Here is a 17,768-nt window from a genome sequence, read left to right as displayed (position 1 = left end):
ACCGCGTCACCGGACCGCATCAAGGTCCGGACGTTTATAACGTAACGCGCGAACTCTGATTCAAGATGGCATCTCACACGACGGACTCGCCGCGGGGGGATCCCGCGAGCGACGGGCGGACGGCGAGCGATCCCGCGGCCGGTGGACGGTCGACGGACGGTCCGCCGGGCGACGAACGGGCAAAGAACGATCCGGCGGGCGACCGACGGGCGAACTACGACTACGCGAGCGACGACGTGGCGCGACCGGGGCTGGTGTCCGACCTCGAATCGCTCGTCGACGGCGACGTGCGGTTCGACTCGTACTCCCGCCAGCTGTACGCGACGGACGCCTCCGCCTACGAGGTGACGCCGATCGGCGTCGTCTTCCCGACCGCGACGGCGGACGTCGCGGCGGTGATGGAGTACTGTGCGGCGCGCGAGATCCCGGTCCTCCCCCGCGGGGGCGGGACGAGCCTCGCCGGGCAGACGGTCAACGAGGCGGTCGTGCTCGACTTCACCCGCCACATGGGCGACCTGCTCGACGTGGACGTCCGAGGGCGGCTGGCGACGGCGCAGGCCGGGGCGATCCTCGGCGACGTAAACGAGCGGCTCGAACCCCACGGGCTGAAGTTCGCTCCGGACCCGGCCTGGGGCGACAAGAGCGCCATCGGCGGCGCGATCGGCAACAACAGCACCGGCGCGCACTCGCTGAAGTACGGCAAGACGGACTACTACGTCGAGGAGGTCGAGGCGGTGCTGGCGGACGGCACCGTGACCCGATTCGGCGAGATCGGGGTCGAGGAGCTGCGCGAGAAGGCCGATCCCGACGCCGACGCGTGGGGGCCGGACGGCCCTGAGAGCGACCTGCTGCCGCGGATCTACGCGCAGGTCGTCCGCGTCATCGACGAGGAGGCCGACGAGGTGCGGCGGCGGTACCCCGACCTCAAGCGGAACGTCTCCGGGTACAACCTTGACGTGCTCGTCGACGAGGCGGGCGGATCGCGCGCAGACTCGGGCGGCGAGGAGAGGATCAGCTCCGACAGGGAGGCGGAGACCGGCTCGGGCGGCGAGGAGGGGACCGGCTCCGGCGGCGAACCGGAGACGGTCAACCTGGCTCGCCTGCTCGCCGGCAGCGAGGGGACGCTCGCGATCGTGACCGAGGCGACGGTCTCGCTCGAACCGATTCCGAACACGAAGTCGGTCGCCCTCCTGACGTACGAGAGCGTCATCGACGCGATGGAGGACGTGGCTCCCATCCTCGAACACGGCCCCGCGGCGGTCGAGGTGATGGACGACGTGCTGCTCAGCCTCGCCCGCGACACCGCGGAGTTCACGGACGTCGTCGGCATGCTGCCGGAGGGAACCGACTCGGTGCTGCTCGTCGAGTTCTACGCGGAGGACGACGACGACGGCAGGCGGAAGGTCGCCGATCTCATCGCCGATCGGGTTCCGGACGGCGCGTCGGAGGCCGAGCCGAGCGAGGGCGCGGCGTCGATCACGGAGAAGGAGGCGTACGCGGTGGGCGCGATGGAGGCCCACGACGCCGAGACGCGCGCGAAGTTCTGGAAGATGCGCAAGTCGGGGCTCCCGATCCTCCTGTCCCGCACCTCGGACGCGAAGCACATCGCCTACATCGAGGACACCGCCATCCCGGCGGAGAACCTGCCGGCGTACGTCGCCGACTTCCAGGAGATCCTCGACGAGCACGACACCTTCGCCAGCTACTACGCCCACGCCGGGCCGGGCGTGCTCCACATCCGGCCGCTCGTGAACACGAAGACCGTCGAGGGGCTGGAGACGTTCGAGGCCATCGCGGACGAGGTGACGGACCTCGTCGTGAAGTACGGCGGCAGCGTCTCCGGCGAGCACGGCGACGGCCGCGCGCGCACCCAGTGGAACCGCAAGCTGTACGGCGACCGCCTGTGGAACGTCTTCCGCGACCTGAAGACCGCCTACGACCCGGACTGGCTGCTCAACCCGGGGAACGTCTGCGGCGACGCCCGCATGACGGAGAACCTCCGATTCGACCCGGCCTACGAGTTCGACGCCGGGTTCGAGCCCTCGCTGAACTGGGACAACGAGAACGGCTTCCGGGGGATGGCCGAACTCTGCCACGGGTGCGGCGGCTGCCGGGGCAACCAGTCGACGACCGGCGGCGTGATGTGTCCGACTTTCCGGGCGGAGAACGAGGAGATCCTCGCCACCCGCGGCCGGGCGAACATGCTCAGGCAGGCGATGAGCGGGGAGCTCCCGGAGGACGAGGTGTTCACGGACGAGTTCGTCCACGAGGTGCTGGAGCTCTGTATCGGCTGCAAGGGCTGCGCCAAGGACTGCCCGAGCGAGGTGGACATGGCGAAGCTAAAGACGGAGGTGATGTACGAGTACCACAAGCGCAACGGCGCGAGCCTGCGCGACCACCTCTTCGCCAACGTCGAGTCGCTGTCGGCGCTCGGTTCGCGCTTCGCCCCCGTGTCGAACTGGGCGGCGAAGCTCCCGGGCGCCCGGACGGTGATGGAGAAAACGGTGGGGATCGCGAGGGACCGAACCCTGCCGACGTTCCGCGGCGAGAGCTTCGTCGACTGGTTCGAGGCGCGGGGCGGGTCGACGGTTCCCGAATCCGGGGCCGCCCGGAAGGCGCTCCTGTTCCCGGACACGTACACGAACTACAACCACCCCGAGGCCGGGAAGGCCGCCGTCCGGGCGCTCGAAGCCGCGGACGTGCGCGTCGCCGTCCCCGAGGGCGTCGGCGGGAGCGGTCGGCCGCCGCTCTCGAAGGGATTCGTCGGGAGGGCGCGGGCCGAGGCCGAGCGAAACGTCGCGGCCCTCGCGCCGAAGGTCCGGGAGGGTTGGGACGTGGTCGTCGTCGAACCGTCCGACGCGGTGATGTTTCAGTCGGACTACCTCGACCTGCTCTCCGCCGACGGCGGCGGGGCCTCCGGGTCCGCGCTCGCCGGGCCGGCCGCCGAGTCGTCGACGACGGACGCGGCGTCGGACGCGGGTCTCGACGCCGTCCAGTCCGACGAGCGGCCCGACAGGCCGACCGCCTCGGAGGGTTCTCGCGACGTGAGCGACGCGACCGCGGTGGCGAACAACGCCTACGGTGTCATGGAGTACGTCGACGCGTTCCGCCTCGACGAGCGGATGGCGTTCGACGCGCCGGCGGAGCGGCTCACCTACCACGGCCACTGCCACCAGAAGGCGACGAAGAAGGATCACCACGCCGTCGGGGTACTCCGCCGGGCCGGCTACGAGGTCGATCCCCTCGACTCCACCTGCTGCGGGATGGCCGGGTCGTTCGGCTACGAGGCCGAACACTACTCGATGAGCAAGGCCATCGCGAGCATCCTCTACGATCAGGTCGACGCGAGCGACGGCGACGCCGTCGTCGCGCCGGGCGCGTCCTGCCGGTCGCAGCTCGGCGACCGCGACGGCGAACCGGAGCCGCCGCACCCCGTCGAAAAACTGGCTGAGGCGCTGGCCTGACTTCCTCCCACGACTGAAGTCGTGGGCTTTCTCCTCGAACCTCTGTAACGCGCCGGAGCGTCGGCGTCGATCCCGGACCGTCGCCACCGCCCGATCGTCCATCGGGGGTCCACGCGGACGCCGGCGACGGGCGGCCGCGCGGTCAGTCGGCGAGCGGCGAGGGGAACGGCTCGGCCCGCTCCCAGCGCTCGGCGAGGCAGTCCTCCGCCCAGGCGACGGCCGCGGGGTCGTCGTTGCCGACGAACGCGCGCACGCCGCTGTCGCCGTAGACGAGCGCGCCGATCTCCCGTCCGTCGGGCGTGTCGGCGACGAGGAGGCTGTACGGGATCGACTCCTCCGTCCGGCGCAGCGAGAGCCGACCGGTTTCGAGCGCCTCCTCCAGCGCGTCGGGGTACGCGGCGACGAGACGGCCGACCACCGCGTCCGACAGGACGACCTCCGCCGTCAGCCCCCGCTCGACGATGCCCGTCCGGTACGTTTCGACCTGTTGGGGCATGACCGCCGGGGCCATCGCCCGGACGTGCGTCGCGCGGGAGACGACGTCGCCGAGACGTGAGACGGGGACGTGCGGGGAGTGGCGTTTCGCGCGGACGATCTCGGCCCCGTCGAGGACGGCGGCGTCGAAGTCGGCGTCCGGCGGGAGTTTTGAGAGCACCGACGAGCCTTCGATGAGGCCGTCGATGCGGGACTCGAAGGCGTCGTACTCCGCCAGGGCCAGCCTGCCGCACAGGGTTCGACGGTACTTGCCGTCAGTCCGCTCGATGAGCCCGATCCCCTCCAGTTCGCGGATCCCCCGGTCGATCGTCGACCGGGACACGTCCAGGTCGTCAACCAGATCGCGCTTTCGAACCCCGTCGGGTCCGGCCGCGCGGAGAACGCGACCCCGACGCGCGACGACGGCCATGACTTCGGCGGGATCCGGTCGTGTCATCGGGTAGTGTAGCTGAGAGGGAAACGATAAAGTTTCGGTTGCGCCACATTTACTGATAAAGGGGAGAAATTTTTAAATATCCGTTGTCAAGACCTGACTGGCTAGCCCGACGAGTGAGGTAAAGATAGAAGCGACTATACGTCAGAACGCCGGGGTGCCTCTGACAAACCGGCAATTCGTTTCGACCGGCCGACTCTGCCCGGATCGGCCGGTCCACGCGGAGAGCCCTCGGATCGCTGCGGCCTCGCCGACCTTGCCCGGATCGTCGGGGCCGCTCCGGGGGCTTCCCGTCTCTCTACTCGCTCTACATCGCCGAGCGCCGCTACCGGCTCGCGGTCCGGTGAGCGTCGTCCACCGCGCGCTCCAGCGAGCGGACCGATTCGCGGTGCGCGAGGTGGGACGAACACGAACAGTCCGACGCGCCGAAGCCGACAACCGGCCCGGAGCCGAGGCGCTCCGCGACGTCGCACTCGACGTCCGCGTCGACCGTCGTGACGGCGGTTCTGAGCGTCGTCGCGGGGTGGCCGGCAACGTAATCGACGTGCCAGTGTCGAACGTCGCGCTCGCCGGCTGCGATCCGCCGGTGGCGGTCGACCCGATCGAGGCCGCCGGGGCCGAACGCGCTGCCCGTGTACGCGTACCCGCCGGCCGGAAACGCACACTCCCCCAGCGCCCCGACGGTGATCCGGGTCGGCTCGGGCAGTTCGAACACCAGCGTGTACGTGCCCTTCGGAGCCGCCATCGTTACCGCTTTGCGGTGCCCGGCGGTCTGTCGTGCTCCGCCCGGTGGTCGAGCGTCTCCTCGTGCTTGCAGACTTCGATCCGGAGGTCCGATCGGGGCGTGGCGGTGCAGGTGAGAATCAGGTCCCCCTCGTCCTCGTAGTACCGCCGGGCGGCGTCGTCCTTCCAGGGGACGATGCCGCCGCCGCGGCCGTGCCGAACCGCGGTCGCCGCCGAGCGGAACGGGCAGTCGCCGTCGTGGACGAGCAAGGCGTCGGGCTCCGACATCGGGCGACAGTACGCGCTCGTCGACGAAAGGGGCTCTGGCGGCGGCAGTCGGCGGCGGATTCGCGCGCGATCGCAACCGTTAGGCGCGATCGCGTCCGACCGGTACCGTGGACGACCTCGTCGAGTGGCTCCGCGAACGACCCTCCTACGAGGGACAGGTAGTCGCCCACCGCCGCCGTCCCGCCCGCGAACCCGCGTTCGCGGACGCGGAACTCGAACCGCGGCTGGCGCGGGCGCTCGAAGCCGAGGGCGTCGACCGGCTCTACCGCCACCAGGCGGAGGCCGTCGCGGCCCTCCGCGGCGGGAAGAACGTGGTGCTGGCGACGGAAACCGCGAGCGGAAAGAGCCTCGCGTACACCGTTCCCGCGTTCGAGCGTGCGATGGATCACGGCGGACGGACGCTGTACCTCGCGCCGCAGAACGCGCTCGTCGCCGACCAGGAGGAGACGCTCTCGGGGCTGGCGCGCGGCCTCGGCTTCGGCAGCCGCGTCTCCGTCGCGCAGTACACCGGCCGGCTGTCGAAGCGGGAGAGGCGCGAGGTGCGCGACCGCCGGCCGACGGTGCTCCTGTCGAACCCGGACATGCTCCACTACGCGCTCCTGCCCTACGCCCACCGCCTCTGGGAGTGGTTCTTTTCGGGACTCGAAACGGTCGTGATCGACGAGATTCACGACTACCGTGGCGTCTTCGGCAGCCACGTCGCGCTGACGCTCCGCCGGCTCGCCCGGGTCTGCGAGCGGTTCGGCTCCGATCCCCAGTTCGTCTGCTGCTCCGCGACCGTCGGCAACCCCGCGGAGCACGCCGCGCGGATCACCGGCCGGCCCGAATCGTCGTTCGCGCTCGTCGACGAGGACGCGAGCGGGGCCGGACCGCGCCACTGGGTGTTCTGGAACCCGCCGGAGTACCGGGACGGCGACCGGGCGGGAAGCGGGCGCAGGAGATCGAGCCACGTCGAGGCGAAGAACCTCTTCGTCGACCTCGTCTCGCGCGGCTGTCAGACGCTGGCGTTCACGCGCGCGAGACAGACCGCCGAGCGGTACGCGACCGAGAGCGCGGAAGCGCTGCGCGAGCGGGGCGAACGCGACCTCGCCGGCCGGATCCGGGCGTACCAGGCCTCGCTCCGGCACGGCCGGCGACGGGACATCGAAGCCGACCTCCGCGCGGGAGCGGTCCGCGGCGTCTGGAGCACGAGCGCCCTCGAACTCGGCGTCGACGTCGGCGGGCTCGACGCCGTGATCCTCGACGGCTACCCCGGAACGCGCATGTCCGCGTTCCAGCGGGCCGGACGAGCGGGTCGGGGCGACGATCCGGCGCTCGTCGTGCTCGTCGGCGGCGAGGACCAGCTCGACCAGTATCTGATGCGGAACCCCGACGACTTCTTCGACGGGGATCCGGAGCGAGCCGTCTCGGATCCCGAAAACGACCACCTGCTCCCGGACCACGTCGCGTGCGCCGCGAGCGAGAACTGGCTGTCGACCGGCGACGAGCGCCACTTCGGTGCCGGCTACCCGGGGGTCGTCGCGGACCTCGAAGCGGCGGGTCGACTGGAACGGCGGGACACCGCGAAGGGCGTCCGCTGGACGCACGCGGGCGGCGGAAGCCCCCAGCACGAGATGAGCCTGCGGACCATCGACGGCCGCGAGATCGATCTCCTCGACCGCCGGTCCAACGAGGTGATCGCGTCGCTGTCCTTCTCCGACGGCCTGCGGGACGCCCACCCCGGCGCGATCTACCACCACCAGGGGCAGTCCTACGAGGTCGTGACCCTCGACCTCGATCGGGACGTGGCCGAACTCCAGCCGACGTGGGCCGACTACTACACGCGGATTCTGCACGACAAGGACGTGCGGGTCGAGTCGGAGCTGGCGGAGAAGCCGCTGTCCGCCCGGCCCGACGCGTCCGTCCGGTTCGCCGACGTGACGGTGACGACGCGCATCACCGGCTTCGAGCGCCGCGACCCGAGGCGCGGCGAGGCGATCGGCCGGGAGTCGCTCGACCTGCCGGAGACGACGCTGCGGACGAAGGCGCTGTACTTCACCGTCCCGCGCGACGTCGAGACCGAGATGCGCGGGGCGGCGGGCGACCGGGGGTTCAACGGCGGCATCCACGCCGCCGAACACGGGATGATCTCCCTGTTTCCCCTGTCGCTCCTGTGCGACCGAGCCGACGTCGGGGGGCTCTCGACGCCGGTCCACCCGCACACCGGCCGGAGCACGATCTTCGTCTACGACGGGTACCCCGGCGGCGTCGGGCTGGCGCGCGGCGGCTACGAGATCGTCGAGGAGCTGATGGCGCGAACGGCCAGGCTGATCGACGGGTGCCCCTGCGAGGACGGCTGTCCCGCGTGCGTCCAGTCGCCCCACTGCGGCAACGCGAACGAGCCGCTGGCGAAGGAACCGGCGGTGACGCTCCTCGACGCGCTCGCCGGATGACCGTCGGCTTTCCGACAACTCCCCGACCGTCGCGCGACCGGAACGGCTCCGACGCCGTCGCTCCGGCCCAAAAATATAGGTCGCGTAATAGCCACGATAAGACTGCGATGCCGGAATGTCTAAACTGCGGCGCGTTCGTGACGGAAAAGTACGTCCGGGTGTTCGCGCCCGACGGATACGCGGACGTTCGCGTGTGCCCCGCCTGCGAGGACAAGGTTCGGGACGGCGGGACCGTCCGCGACGCGCGCTCGAAGCGCCTCTGAATTCGACGGCGACCGGCGAGAGGTCTCGCCCGTCGGGGTGCGATTCGCGGATTTCTCCCGCCGTCGACCGCAGAGGGGTCGCGCCGTCTCGGTCTCGACGGCTTTCCGATCGACTTCGTCGGCCGTGTGACGCACGCGACCCCCGCGGGGCGCGTCGTGTCCGACGCGCGATACACGGCTTCCGCGGAGAGGTGAAGGAGCGCCGAGAGCGGAGGCCGGTCCCCGATCCCGCCTACCGCGCGCGCGTCCAGACGACCGCCTCGCCGTTCGCGAGCGAGAACGGTTCGCCCCCGGCCTCGTCGACGCCGGGCGAGGAGAGCGCGACGCGCCACCCCTCGCTCGACGCCTCGTCGAGGTCGAGCAGCTCGGGCGAGACGGCGACTGGAACGCCCTCCATGTTGGCCGCGAAGAGCACCTGCTCGTCCCCGTCCGGCGACTCGCGGAGGCCGTAGTACAGCACCGTCCCCTCCGTCGGGTGGCGGTAGGTGAAGAAGTCGCCCTCCCGGAGGTCGTCGCGGAGCCACTCGCGGTCGTGGCGGAACCGGCGGACCGACAGGTCGAACGCGGTGCGGTCGTCGTCCTGCGCGTCCGTCCAGTGGGCGAGGTTGGCGAAGTCGTGCACGTCGCGCATCCACGCGTACCCGAACGCCTCCAGGTCGTCGGGCGAAAGCGCCGACCCGAGCGGCGAGTCGAGCGCGGAGAGCATCGCGGCCGTCGCGTCGAGGTCGTAGTCCGTCGCGTCGACCGAAGCCGACAGCGCGCGGATGAACGTCCGCACCTCCTCGCGGTTCTCGAAGCCGAGGTCCTTCAGGCGGCGGAAGTGCTCCGGGCGCTGGAACGCCTCCGGGCGCACCTGCCAGTCGACGAAGTTCGACTCCTCGGAGACCACTTTCACGTTCCAGATCGCGTCCGTGTCGCGGACGAAGCCCCACGGCGCGCGCATGTTCGCGTGGACGAAGTCCATCGGCACGCCGGGCAGCGCGCAGTAAAACAGCGCGCTCGCCGCCGGATTGTTGTACGCCGCGTCCAGCGTGTCGGGCAGCGTCTCGCCCAGGTACGGGTTCACCGGCGACTGGTTGAACTCGACCGTCGGGTCGATCTGCGTCCCGCGGCGGATCGTGTCGTGGTTCGCCACGCCGGTGAGCCAGTGGCCGCCGAAGTCGGCCACCTCGCGGACGCGCCACCACTTCGTCGCCCAGAACGTGAGCAGGGCCGGCGTGTTGTGCGCGAACGTGATCGGACTCCACTGGAATGAGTGGGGGTGCTGTTCGATGAGCGCGCGGTACGTCGACGCGAGCTCCCAGTCCTCGCGGGGCCACGGGCGGCCGTCCTCGTAGATCATCCACGGGCGGTACCGCGTTCCAGCGACCTCCTGGACGACCGCGTCCATCTCCGCGAGGAACGCGTCGTCGTGGACGTTCTCCTCCCGTTCGGCGTCCCAGTAGGTGAAGTCCTGCGCGCCGTCGACGCGGATGCCATCCGCGCCGAAGTCCATCTTCCGGCGCTGCATCTCCAGGAGGATCGCCCTGACGGTCGGGTGGCGGTAGTTCAGGTGCTGCCCGTACATGCCCGGCCCCTCGAAGTAGTAGTCGTTGAGCAGTTCGAGCGCGCCGTCGTCGGCGTGGCCGAGCGCGACGTCGAAGACGACGCGGATCGGCTCCGGGTGGTTGTGGCAGGCCGCGATGAACTCGACGAGTTCGTCCGGCCGACCCGTCTCCAGGACCGCCGGATTCGTCGCCGAGAAGGCGGAGACGACGATGTCGTACCCCCAGTTGATCGCGTCCGGCCGCGAGACCGCGACCTCCAGTTCGTCCGCGTCGGGGTCGGTCTCCTGCGGCCGCCAGTACCCCGGGTGATTCTCGTTTTCGGTGATCGGCTCGACGGGCATCAGCTGGATCGCGTCGTAGCCGACGAAGTTTCGCTCGGCGGGGGTCAGATCCTCCCCCCCGCGCACCTTGCGTCCGATCTCCTCGTAGCGTCGGGCGAGGCCGGCGAGCGTCCCCGACTCGGTCGCGGTCCCGGGGTGGATTTCGAGCATACTCACAGCAGGGTCGACCCGGGGGAGATCGTCGTCTTCGGTGGTCGACACCCGCTCGTCGGCGGTTCCGAGCGACTCGAAGTACTCCCGGTCCGGTCGCTCGCGGTCAAGCCGGTCCAGGTCGTAGAACTCGGCGGGCGCGAACGCGCCGAACGGGACCGAGTACGCGAGCGGATCGGTCACCGAGCGCCACTCGCCGTCCGCCTCGTAGACGAGTTGGTAGAGCGAACCGAGGCGCTCCTTCGTCCCGGGGCGCATCCCCTCGACGACGCCCCAGTGGTACTCGCCCTTGCGGCGCAGCGGGACCCGATCGCGGCGGAACGTCACCGTCCGCTCGTCGGCCGAGAGATCGACGTCCTCCGTCGGCGTCAGCACTTCGAGAAAGACGTTCTCCGGCGGCACGTCGGCGTCGAGCAGTTCGGGCGTCCAGAATCCGACCCGCGCGACGGCCGTCGACGCCCCGTCCCCCTCGACCGCGGAGCCGGTCGACCCATCTCCCTCGACCGCAGAGTCGGTCCTCCCGCCCCCGCCTGCCGCGGAGCCGGGCGCATCGCCCCCCGTTCCGCCCTCGTTCCCCCGTCCGTCGACGCGGTGCGCACCGAGCCGCGTCGAGAGCTCCTTCGCGGCCTCGAACGCCGACTCGTGGCGCGAGAGGACGTCGCCGTGCCACGCGAGCAGATCGGCCGTCGCCCCGTCGAGCAGCCGAGGGGCCGTGTGCGTCTCCTCCGCGCTCATCGGATCGGTACCACCGCGACGTCGTCGACCCGCAGCGCACCGCTTTCGACGACGGACTCGCCGGAGACGACGTCCGTCTCCCCGACGTCGGGATCGACCGAGACGGTCGCCGCCCCCTCGCCGAAGTGCAGCGCGACGACGTACCCCTCGTCGCCGTCGATCCTGGCGAACGCGACGGCCTCGTCGGAGTCGCTCTCGTAGTCGACGCGGCGGAAGTCGCCCGCGAACCGGAGCGCGGGGACCTCGTTCCGCGTCTCGATGAGCGACTCGTAGTGGTCGCGGAGCTCCTCGTTGGCGTGCTCCCACGCGAGGGGGTCGCGGCGACCGAGCTGGCCGAGCTCCTGGCCGCCGTACAGCATGGGGACGCCGGGGAGCGTAAACAGCGCGCCCGCGGAGGCGAACGCCGCCGGCTCGCCGCACTCGCCGACGTAGCGCGTCTCGTCGTGGTTCTCCTGGTAGAGCATGAACGACGCGTGGTCGGGGAAGCCGACCTCCGTCCGCTGTTCGATCGCGTCGAGGATCGCCTCGGCCGGCTCGTGCCCGCTGCCGACCTGCCGGAGCGTGAAGTAGAGGGTCGTGTCGAAGTGCACGTCGAACATCCCGTCGTGGAAGTCCGCGATGTACGGGATGGTCTCGTCCAGGAGGAGGAAGTCCCGGTCGCGCTCCTTCACGCGGTCGCGGAGCTCGCGCCAGAACGGCTGCGGGACGGCCCAGGCCATGTCGCAGCGGAACCCGTCGACCAGCTCGAACCACGCGTCGACCGCGTCGAGCAGGTGGCGGCGGACCTCCAGGTTGTCGAAGTTGAAGTTCGCGATGTACTCCCAGTCGAAGTAGGTGCCGGGCTCGCCGTTCTCCTGCCACTCGTACCAGTCGTAGTACTCCGAGTCGGGGTTCCCGTAGGCGTCCCGGAAGAACGGGTGCTCGCGCGCAGAGTGGTTGAGCACGAGGTCGAACAGGACCTTCATCCCGCGGTCGTGCGCCGCCTCGACGAACGACTCGTAGTCCTCGCGGGTGCCGAGGTCGGCGGCGACGCTGAAGAAGTCCGTGATGTTGTAGCCGTGCGGCGCGTGGTCGTTCTGCAGCACCGGCGTGAGCCACAGGCAGTCGACGCCGAGGTCGGCGAGGTAGTCGAGCCGCTTTTCGAGCGCCTCGAAGGTGGTTTCGGCCTCCTCGTCGTCCGCGGCGAACCCGCGGACGTAGATCTCGTAGAGCGTGACGGACTTCGACCACTCCGGCGGGTCGTTGAGGCGGACGACCTCGACGCCCTCGCTCGGGTTCGACGCGGCGGAATCGAGGTCGACTCCGCCGTCCGCGATTCCGTCGCCCCCGACACCGCCATCCTCGACGGTACCGGCCTCGACACCGCCGTCGGAGACGAGGTCGCCGGAGTTCGGGTCGCGCTCGATCGAGATCGAGTCCGGGACGCTGTAGGAGTCGTCGATCGCGACGGCGTGGACGCGAACCCGATCGGAGAGTTTCGACAGGGGGATTCGGACGGTCCGGTCGCCGATCTCGACGTCGCCCTCGCTCACGTCGTCGCGGTCGTCGAGGAGGAACTCGACGCCGAGGTCCGCGGGGTCCGCGTCGCTGTTGGGGTTGGGCCGCGGGTCGGCCTCGACGACGACGGCGTCGCCCTCGACGCGCGCCCGAAGCTGGATCCGCGGGCGACCGCCTCCGCCACCGGAGTCGCCCCCGCGCGCTCCGCTTCCGGAGCCGCTCGCGCCGGCCATCCCGCTGACGCCGCTAACGCCGCTCGCGCCGCTGAATCCGCTGCGTCCGCTGACGCCACTCGCGCCTTCCGCGGGCGCGTCGACCGGTCGGAGGTCGCCGGGGAACGCCCGGATCGTGAGCTCGTGAATCCCGTCAGGGGCGTCGAGTTCGACCGCGTACCTGCCCGGTTCGTCCGGGACGAAGTGCTCGACGGCGTCGGTGCCTAGGGAGGCTCTGCTCGACGCGGGCGCGCTCTTGACTTGCCACGTGTACGTCGCCTCCGGATCGGGGTCCCGCGGGGCGAGTTCGACGGAGTCGCCCGCGGCGACGAACCTCGGCGGACCAGGGTGATGCATACCGAGATGCTGCGCTCACCGCTACTTTGTCTTTACTCCTCGGCGAAGTATTGTGAACAGGTGTAGTACATCGATAAGAAAAATTTAAATAGTAGAGGTGAATCCCGAGTTCCGGATCCATCAATCGAACGAAAAATAACCGGTGTAGAGGCGGCGAGAGCGCCGTAAACCGCGGTTCGTCCTATTTTGCGGATTCCGGCAATACTTATGTAGTGGGCGACGGCTGTGTTTCCATGCGACTCCGAACCGCCCTGAACGACTACAAGCGAAACCGCGGGTCGCCGTTCCCGGAGGAGTTCCCGACGGCGGCCGGCGCGTTCTCCGGGCACGGCGATCGGCTCGTCTACGTCGATCCCGGCGGGTTCCTCCGCGATTACTCCTCGTCGCTGTCGGGGCTGTACGGCATCGACCGCTCGCGCTTCGGCATCGAGACGCCGGAGCAGACCTACTGGTTCGACGAACTACACCCGGTGCGGCAGCACTACTACCGGGAGACGAACGTCGTCGAAACGGAGTACGACGCCGGGGCGTTCACCGTCCACCAGTACGACCTGACGCTGGGGCGGGCGCACGTCACGCACGTCGAACTCCGCGGGGCGGTGCCGACGGACGCGCACCTGACCGCCTTCATCACGTTCGCGCCCGAGGGGCGCGAGACCCGGGTCGGCCGACTCATCCACGAGGAGGCGGGGCCGAACGGGACGAAAGCCGTCGAAGTCTTCCACCGGACCGAGCACGACTACGTCACCGCCTCGACGGGCCTCGACGACGTCCGGGGGCAGATCCCCGAGCGCTTCGACGAGATCCTCTCCGAGGAGGCGTTCGAGTTCCCCCGCGAGGCCGTCCTCGAACGCTACGAGGACACCCACCTGAGCGGCGACATCGTCGTGAGCGCGCCGCTCGAACGCGAGGGGCGGGCCGCGAGGACGACGCTCGTCACGCAGCTTTCGAACCACGGCGAGATGACCCGCGAGGAGGCGCTCTCGGATCTGCGCCACTGCGCGCTCCGGCATGCCAGCGCGGAGGATCTCCGCGAGGCGGGGCGCGCCAGGGCGGAGGTGACCGTCCCCGAGAACGCGCCGCGGGCGCGCGTCGTGCGCGAGGACCTGCGGGTGCTCTCGCTCCTGACGGCGCCGACGGGCGCCCGGATCGCCGGTCCGGAGTTCGACCCGTTCTACTCGCACTCGGGCGGCTACGGGTACACGTGGTTCCGCGACGACGCCGAGATCTCGGCGCACCTGCTCGACGCGGACGACCTGCTCGACCTCGGTCTGGGCGATCGGCTGGAGACGAGTGCGCGCTTTTACTGCGACACGCAGCGGCCGGACGGCACCTGGCCGCACCGCGTCTGGGCGGTCGACGGGACCGTCGCTCCCGGGTGGGCCAACGCCCGGGTGGAGGGCGCCGCCAGCGCGGAGTACCAGGCGGACCAGACCGCGAGCGTCGCCGCGTTCCTCGCGACGCTGCTCCGGCTGCGGCGGGGCGAACTCCCGCACGATCTGGCCGGCCGAATCCGAAAGACCCTCCGCCGCGCGGTCGACGGGCTCGACGAGACCGTCGGGGACGACGGGCTGCCGATCCGCTGTCAGAACGCCTGGGAGAACATGAGCGGGCGCTTCACGCACACGGCCGCCACCTTCCTCGAGGCGTACGCCGCCGTCGCGCGGGCGCCGGTGGACGACGGCCTCCGCGAGCACGCGGCCGAGCAGGCGCGGGCGGTCCTCGGGGGCCTCGACGAACTGTGGGACGAGGCGGAGGGGCACTACGTCCTGCGGCTCGACGGCGGCGAGCCCGACGCGCGGCTCGATTCGAGCACGTTCGCGCTCGTCGACGCCTTCGCCGAGTACGAGGCGCTCGAAGACCTGACCGAGGCGGACCTCGACAGGCTCGAATCGCACGTCGAGGAGACGCTCGACGGGCTCTACCGCGACCCCGACGACACCCCCGTCGCCGGGCTCGTCCGCTTCGAGGACGACTTCTGGCGCACGGGCGAGCAGGTGCCGGAGAAGATCTGGTCGGTTTCGACCGCGTGGGGCGCGAACGCCGCCGCGAAGCTCGGGGTCCTCCTCGGAGGGTACGGCCGCGACGGCGAGGCGCTCCTCGACCGCGCGGCCGAGCTGTACGAGCTGCTCGATCCGAGCGGGCCGCTCTGTACGGACGTCGGCTACCTCGTCGAGCAGATGTTCGACGACGGCACGCCCGACAGCGCGACCCCGCTGGGCTGGTCGCACGCGCTCCGGCTGCACACGACCGCGTTCCTGCGGGAGCACGACGCGCTCCCGGCGGCCAAGCCCGCCCCGTCCGGTCCGGGCGACCGGCCGCGGTGGACGACCGGCGAGAAGTACGGCGTCGGCACCGTCGCCGATCACGGGTCGGCCGACCCGTCCCGGGTGTGGTTCACGCTGACCGAGGGCGCGCTGACGGAGGTTCGGTTCCCCAGGGTCGACCTGATGAACCTCCGGACGCTGGACTTCCTGGTCGTCGACGCCGACCCCGATTCGACGTACACGGCCCGGACGCACAACGAGACGCGGCTCGACGACGCGGCCGACACGATCGAGCGCCGGGCGGAGATCGTCGAGAACGACGCGCTCGTGTTCCGGCACACCATCTCGGAGTCGGGCGACGGCCGCGGACACCGGTGGACGCTCACCGTCGAGTACGCGGTCGACCCCGCCCACGACGCGCTGCTGTCGGAGATGCGCTTCGAGGCCGACGACGACAACGAGTACGAGGTGTACGCGATCGCCGACGCGGCGCTGACGAACACCGGCAACGAGGACCGCGGCCTCCGCCTCGGCCGGGCCGGCGGGCACCACCTCGTCGCCCGGGACTCTGGCGCGTACGACACCGGCGAGGCCAGCGAGCCGCTGCTCATCGACGAGAACGGCGAGGAGTACAGCGTCGCCGTCGCGCTCACGGCCGCGAACCGGTTCGACTGGGCGACCGTCGGCGTCGCCGGGTCGGAGCACCTGAGCAGGCTCTTCACCGACGGCGAACCGCCGGACGCGTGGGACCGAATCGACGACGAGAACGTCGTCCTCGTCGGCCGCGTCGGCGACGTCGGCGCGGAGATCGACGAGACGCTCGCGCTCGGGTTCGCCGAGCAGGCCGACACGGCGGCGGCGCTCGGCGAGGCGGTCGGCGCGCTCACGCGCGGCTACGAGACCGTCCGCGAGGCGTACGTCGACTCCTGGGCGGACTTCCTGGGGGACAAGCCGCTCCCCGAGAGCGTGCGGGGCGACCCGGAGCTCGAAAACCAGTACAAGGCGTCGCTGATGGGCCTGCGGGCGGTCGAGGACAAGACGTTCCTCGGGGCGGGCATCGCCAGCCCCTCGGTGCCGTGGGGTGAGGCAGTCACCGCCGAGGAGTCGAAGGGATACGGCTACAACTTCGTCTGGGCCCGCGACCTCTACCAGGTGTTCACGGTGTTCGAGGCGGTCGGGGACCTGAAGACCGCGGCGGACGCGCTCGCGTACATCTACGAGTACCAGCAGGACGAGCAGGGGTTCATTCCGCAGAACACCTACCTCAACGGTCGGACGCGCTGGGGCGGCGAGCAGATGGACAACATCTCCTTCCCGCAGGTGATGGCTTACGCGCTCAGACGGCGCGGTGTCGGCTTCGAGGACGCCCCCTACGACTACGTCAACGTCAAGCGCTCCGCCGACTACGTGGCGCGGAACGGCCCGCCGACCGCGCAGGAGCGGTGGGAGGAGGAGGCCGGCTACTCGCCGTCCTCGATCGCGGCCGAGATCGCCGGCCTCGTCTGCGCGGCCGCCATCGCCCTCGACGAGGGGCACGAGGAGGACGCGCTCGTCTGGCTCGCGCTCGCGGACGACTGGACGGAGAACGTCGAGTCGTGGACCGCGACGGAGACGGGGACGGACCTGCACACCCACACGCCGTACTACGTCCGCGTGACGCGCGACGGCGACCCCGAGGCGGGCCACCTCCGGACGCTGGCCAACAACGGCCCGACGCTCGACGAGCGCGAGATCATCGACGCGGGCTTCCTCGAACTCACGCGCCTGGGGATCAAGCCGTGGAACGACGAGGTGATCCGCAACTCGCTCGCCGAGGTGGACGACACGATCCGCGTGGACACGCCGCACGGGCCGGCGTGGTACCGTTACAACGGCGACGGCTACGGCGAGCGCAGCCGCGACGACGAGGGAGCGCCCTGGTCGATCGAAGCCGCCGGGAAGGGTCGGCTGTGGCCGATATTCACCGGCGAGCGCGGGGAGTACGAACTGCTCGCCGGGACCGACGACGGGCCGCTCGCCCCGGAGAACCTCCTGCGCACCATGGAGGGGTTCGCAAACAGCGGCCGGATGCTCCCCGAGCAGGTGTGGGACCGCGAGCACGAGACGGAGTACGGCTGGGAGTTCGGCGGGGGGACCGGGGCGGCGACGCCGCTGGCGTGGAGCATGGCGCAGTACGTCCGCCTCGCCCACGGGATCGACGCCGGCGAGCCGATCGAGACGCCCGCCTTCGTCCGGGAACGGTACATAGAAACGGACCGCCCCGACGGGCCGTCGCTCCGCGTCGACACGCGCTTCGAGGGCGACATGCTCGAGGTGTCCGGCGAGACGGACGGCGCCGTCGTCGCCGTCCGAACGCCCGCCGAGACGACGCTGGTCGAACCCGAAGGCGGGAGGTTCGAGACGAAACTCGGCATCGGCCACGGCGAGAATCAGGTGGTCGTCGCGGCGGCGACCGACGCCGACCTGACGGTCGCCGGGACGACGGTCAAGCGGTTCACGCTCTGAGGGCGTCGTTCCGTCGACCGGGCCTCTCGGCACTCCTGGCGGTCGAATCGTCGAGCCGT

At 70.6% G+C, this 17,768-nt stretch carries 9 protein-coding genes; 4 read left to right on the top strand and 5 right to left on the bottom strand.

The features are described 5' to 3' along the window. The first annotated feature begins 65 nt into the window (after window positions 1-65). Entirely contained in the window at window positions 66-3,464 is a 3,399-nt protein-coding gene (locus tag CNO20_RS16405; RefSeq protein WP_101297209.1) for an FAD-binding and (Fe-S)-binding domain-containing protein, read from the top strand. Window positions 3,465-3,606: 142 nt separating this feature from the next. Here the strand turns inward: CNO20_RS16405 and CNO20_RS16400 are convergent, their stop codons facing one another. From CNO20_RS16400 to CNO20_RS16390, 3 genes are all read right to left on the bottom strand, one after another. Then, on the bottom strand, window positions 3,607-4,395 hold the full coding sequence (locus tag CNO20_RS16400) for a helix-turn-helix transcriptional regulator (protein WP_101297208.1): 789 nt from the start codon (window positions 4,393-4,395) through the stop codon (window positions 3,607-3,609). A gap of 322 nt (window positions 4,396-4,717) precedes the next feature. After that, complete coding sequence (locus CNO20_RS16395; protein WP_101297207.1) at window positions 4,718-5,137, bottom strand: GIY-YIG nuclease family protein; 420 nt, start codon at window positions 5,135-5,137, stop codon at window positions 4,718-4,720. Between the two features lie 2 nt (window positions 5,138-5,139). Beyond that, a complete protein-coding gene (locus CNO20_RS16390; protein ID WP_101297206.1) occupies window positions 5,140-5,403 on the bottom strand; it encodes a hypothetical protein in 264 nt (87 codons plus the stop codon). Between the two features lie 107 nt (window positions 5,404-5,510). On the opposite strand from CNO20_RS16390, the gene CNO20_RS16385 reads away from it, so the two are divergent. Next, on the top strand, window positions 5,511-7,835 hold the full coding sequence (locus CNO20_RS16385) for a DEAD/DEAH box helicase (protein ID WP_101297205.1): 2,325 nt from the start codon (window positions 5,511-5,513) through the stop codon (window positions 7,833-7,835). A 107-nt stretch (window positions 7,836-7,942) separates the two neighbouring features. Then, entirely contained in the window at window positions 7,943-8,098 is a 156-nt protein-coding gene (locus CNO20_RS23450; protein WP_199174893.1) for a DUF7563 family protein, read from the top strand. A 232-nt stretch (window positions 8,099-8,330) separates the two neighbouring features. Here CNO20_RS23450 and gghA read toward each other — a convergent pair whose 3' ends face one another. Together gghA and malA are read right to left on the bottom strand one after the other, a co-directional pair. Next, window positions 8,331-10,871 carry a glucosylglycerol hydrolase gene (gene gghA, locus CNO20_RS16380; RefSeq protein WP_101297204.1) on the bottom strand — a complete coding sequence of 847 codons (2,541 nt, stop codon included), beginning with the start codon at window positions 10,869-10,871 and terminating at the stop codon, window positions 8,331-8,333. Further along, window positions 10,868-12,937: an alpha-amylase MalA gene (gene malA, locus CNO20_RS16375; protein WP_101297203.1), complete on the bottom strand. Its 2,070-nt coding sequence runs from the start codon at window positions 12,935-12,937 to the stop codon at window positions 10,868-10,870. The genes gghA and malA overlap by 4 nt, the downstream gene beginning before the upstream one ends. Before the next feature lie 233 nt (window positions 12,938-13,170). On the opposite strand from malA, the gene CNO20_RS16370 reads away from it, so the two are divergent. After that, the gene (locus CNO20_RS16370) at window positions 13,171-17,709 is read left to right on the top strand and encodes a DUF7997 domain-containing protein (protein WP_101297202.1); all 4,539 of its coding nucleotides are present in this window, start codon (window positions 13,171-13,173) and stop codon (window positions 17,707-17,709) included. The last annotated feature ends 59 nt before the right edge of the window (window positions 17,710-17,768 follow it).

Origin of the sequence: Halegenticoccus soli, from assembly GCF_002844195.1 — an archaeon.
Lineage (GTDB): Archaea > Halobacteriota > Halobacteria > Halobacteriales > Haloferacaceae > Halegenticoccus > Halegenticoccus soli.
The sequence above is the reverse complement of the archived record's forward strand: the minus strand, read 5'-3'. Positions and strand labels throughout refer to the sequence as shown.

Excerpts from the sequence above, each read along its gene's own strand:
- CNO20_RS16405 (WP_101297209.1), top strand. The coding sequence starts at position 66 with ATGGCATCTCACACGACGGACTCGCCGCGGGGGGATCCCGCGAGCGAC.
- CNO20_RS16400 (WP_101297208.1), bottom strand. The coding sequence starts at position 4,395 with ATGACACGACCGGATCCCGCCGAAGTCATGGCCGTCGTCGCGCGTCGG.
- CNO20_RS16395 (WP_101297207.1), bottom strand. The coding sequence starts at position 5,137 with ATGGCGGCTCCGAAGGGCACGTACACGCTGGTGTTCGAACTGCCCGAG.
- CNO20_RS16390 (WP_101297206.1), bottom strand. The coding sequence starts at position 5,403 with ATGTCGGAGCCCGACGCCTTGCTCGTCCACGACGGCGACTGCCCGTTC.
- CNO20_RS23450 (WP_199174893.1), top strand. The coding sequence starts at position 7,943 with ATGCCGGAATGTCTAAACTGCGGCGCGTTCGTGACGGAAAAGTACGTC.
- gghA (WP_101297204.1), bottom strand. The coding sequence starts at position 10,871 with ATGAGCGCGGAGGAGACGCACACGGCCCCTCGGCTGCTCGACGGGGCG.
- malA (WP_101297203.1), bottom strand. The coding sequence starts at position 12,937 with ATGCATCACCCTGGTCCGCCGAGGTTCGTCGCCGCGGGCGACTCCGTC.
- CNO20_RS16370 (WP_101297202.1), top strand. The coding sequence starts at position 13,171 with ATGCGACTCCGAACCGCCCTGAACGACTACAAGCGAAACCGCGGGTCG.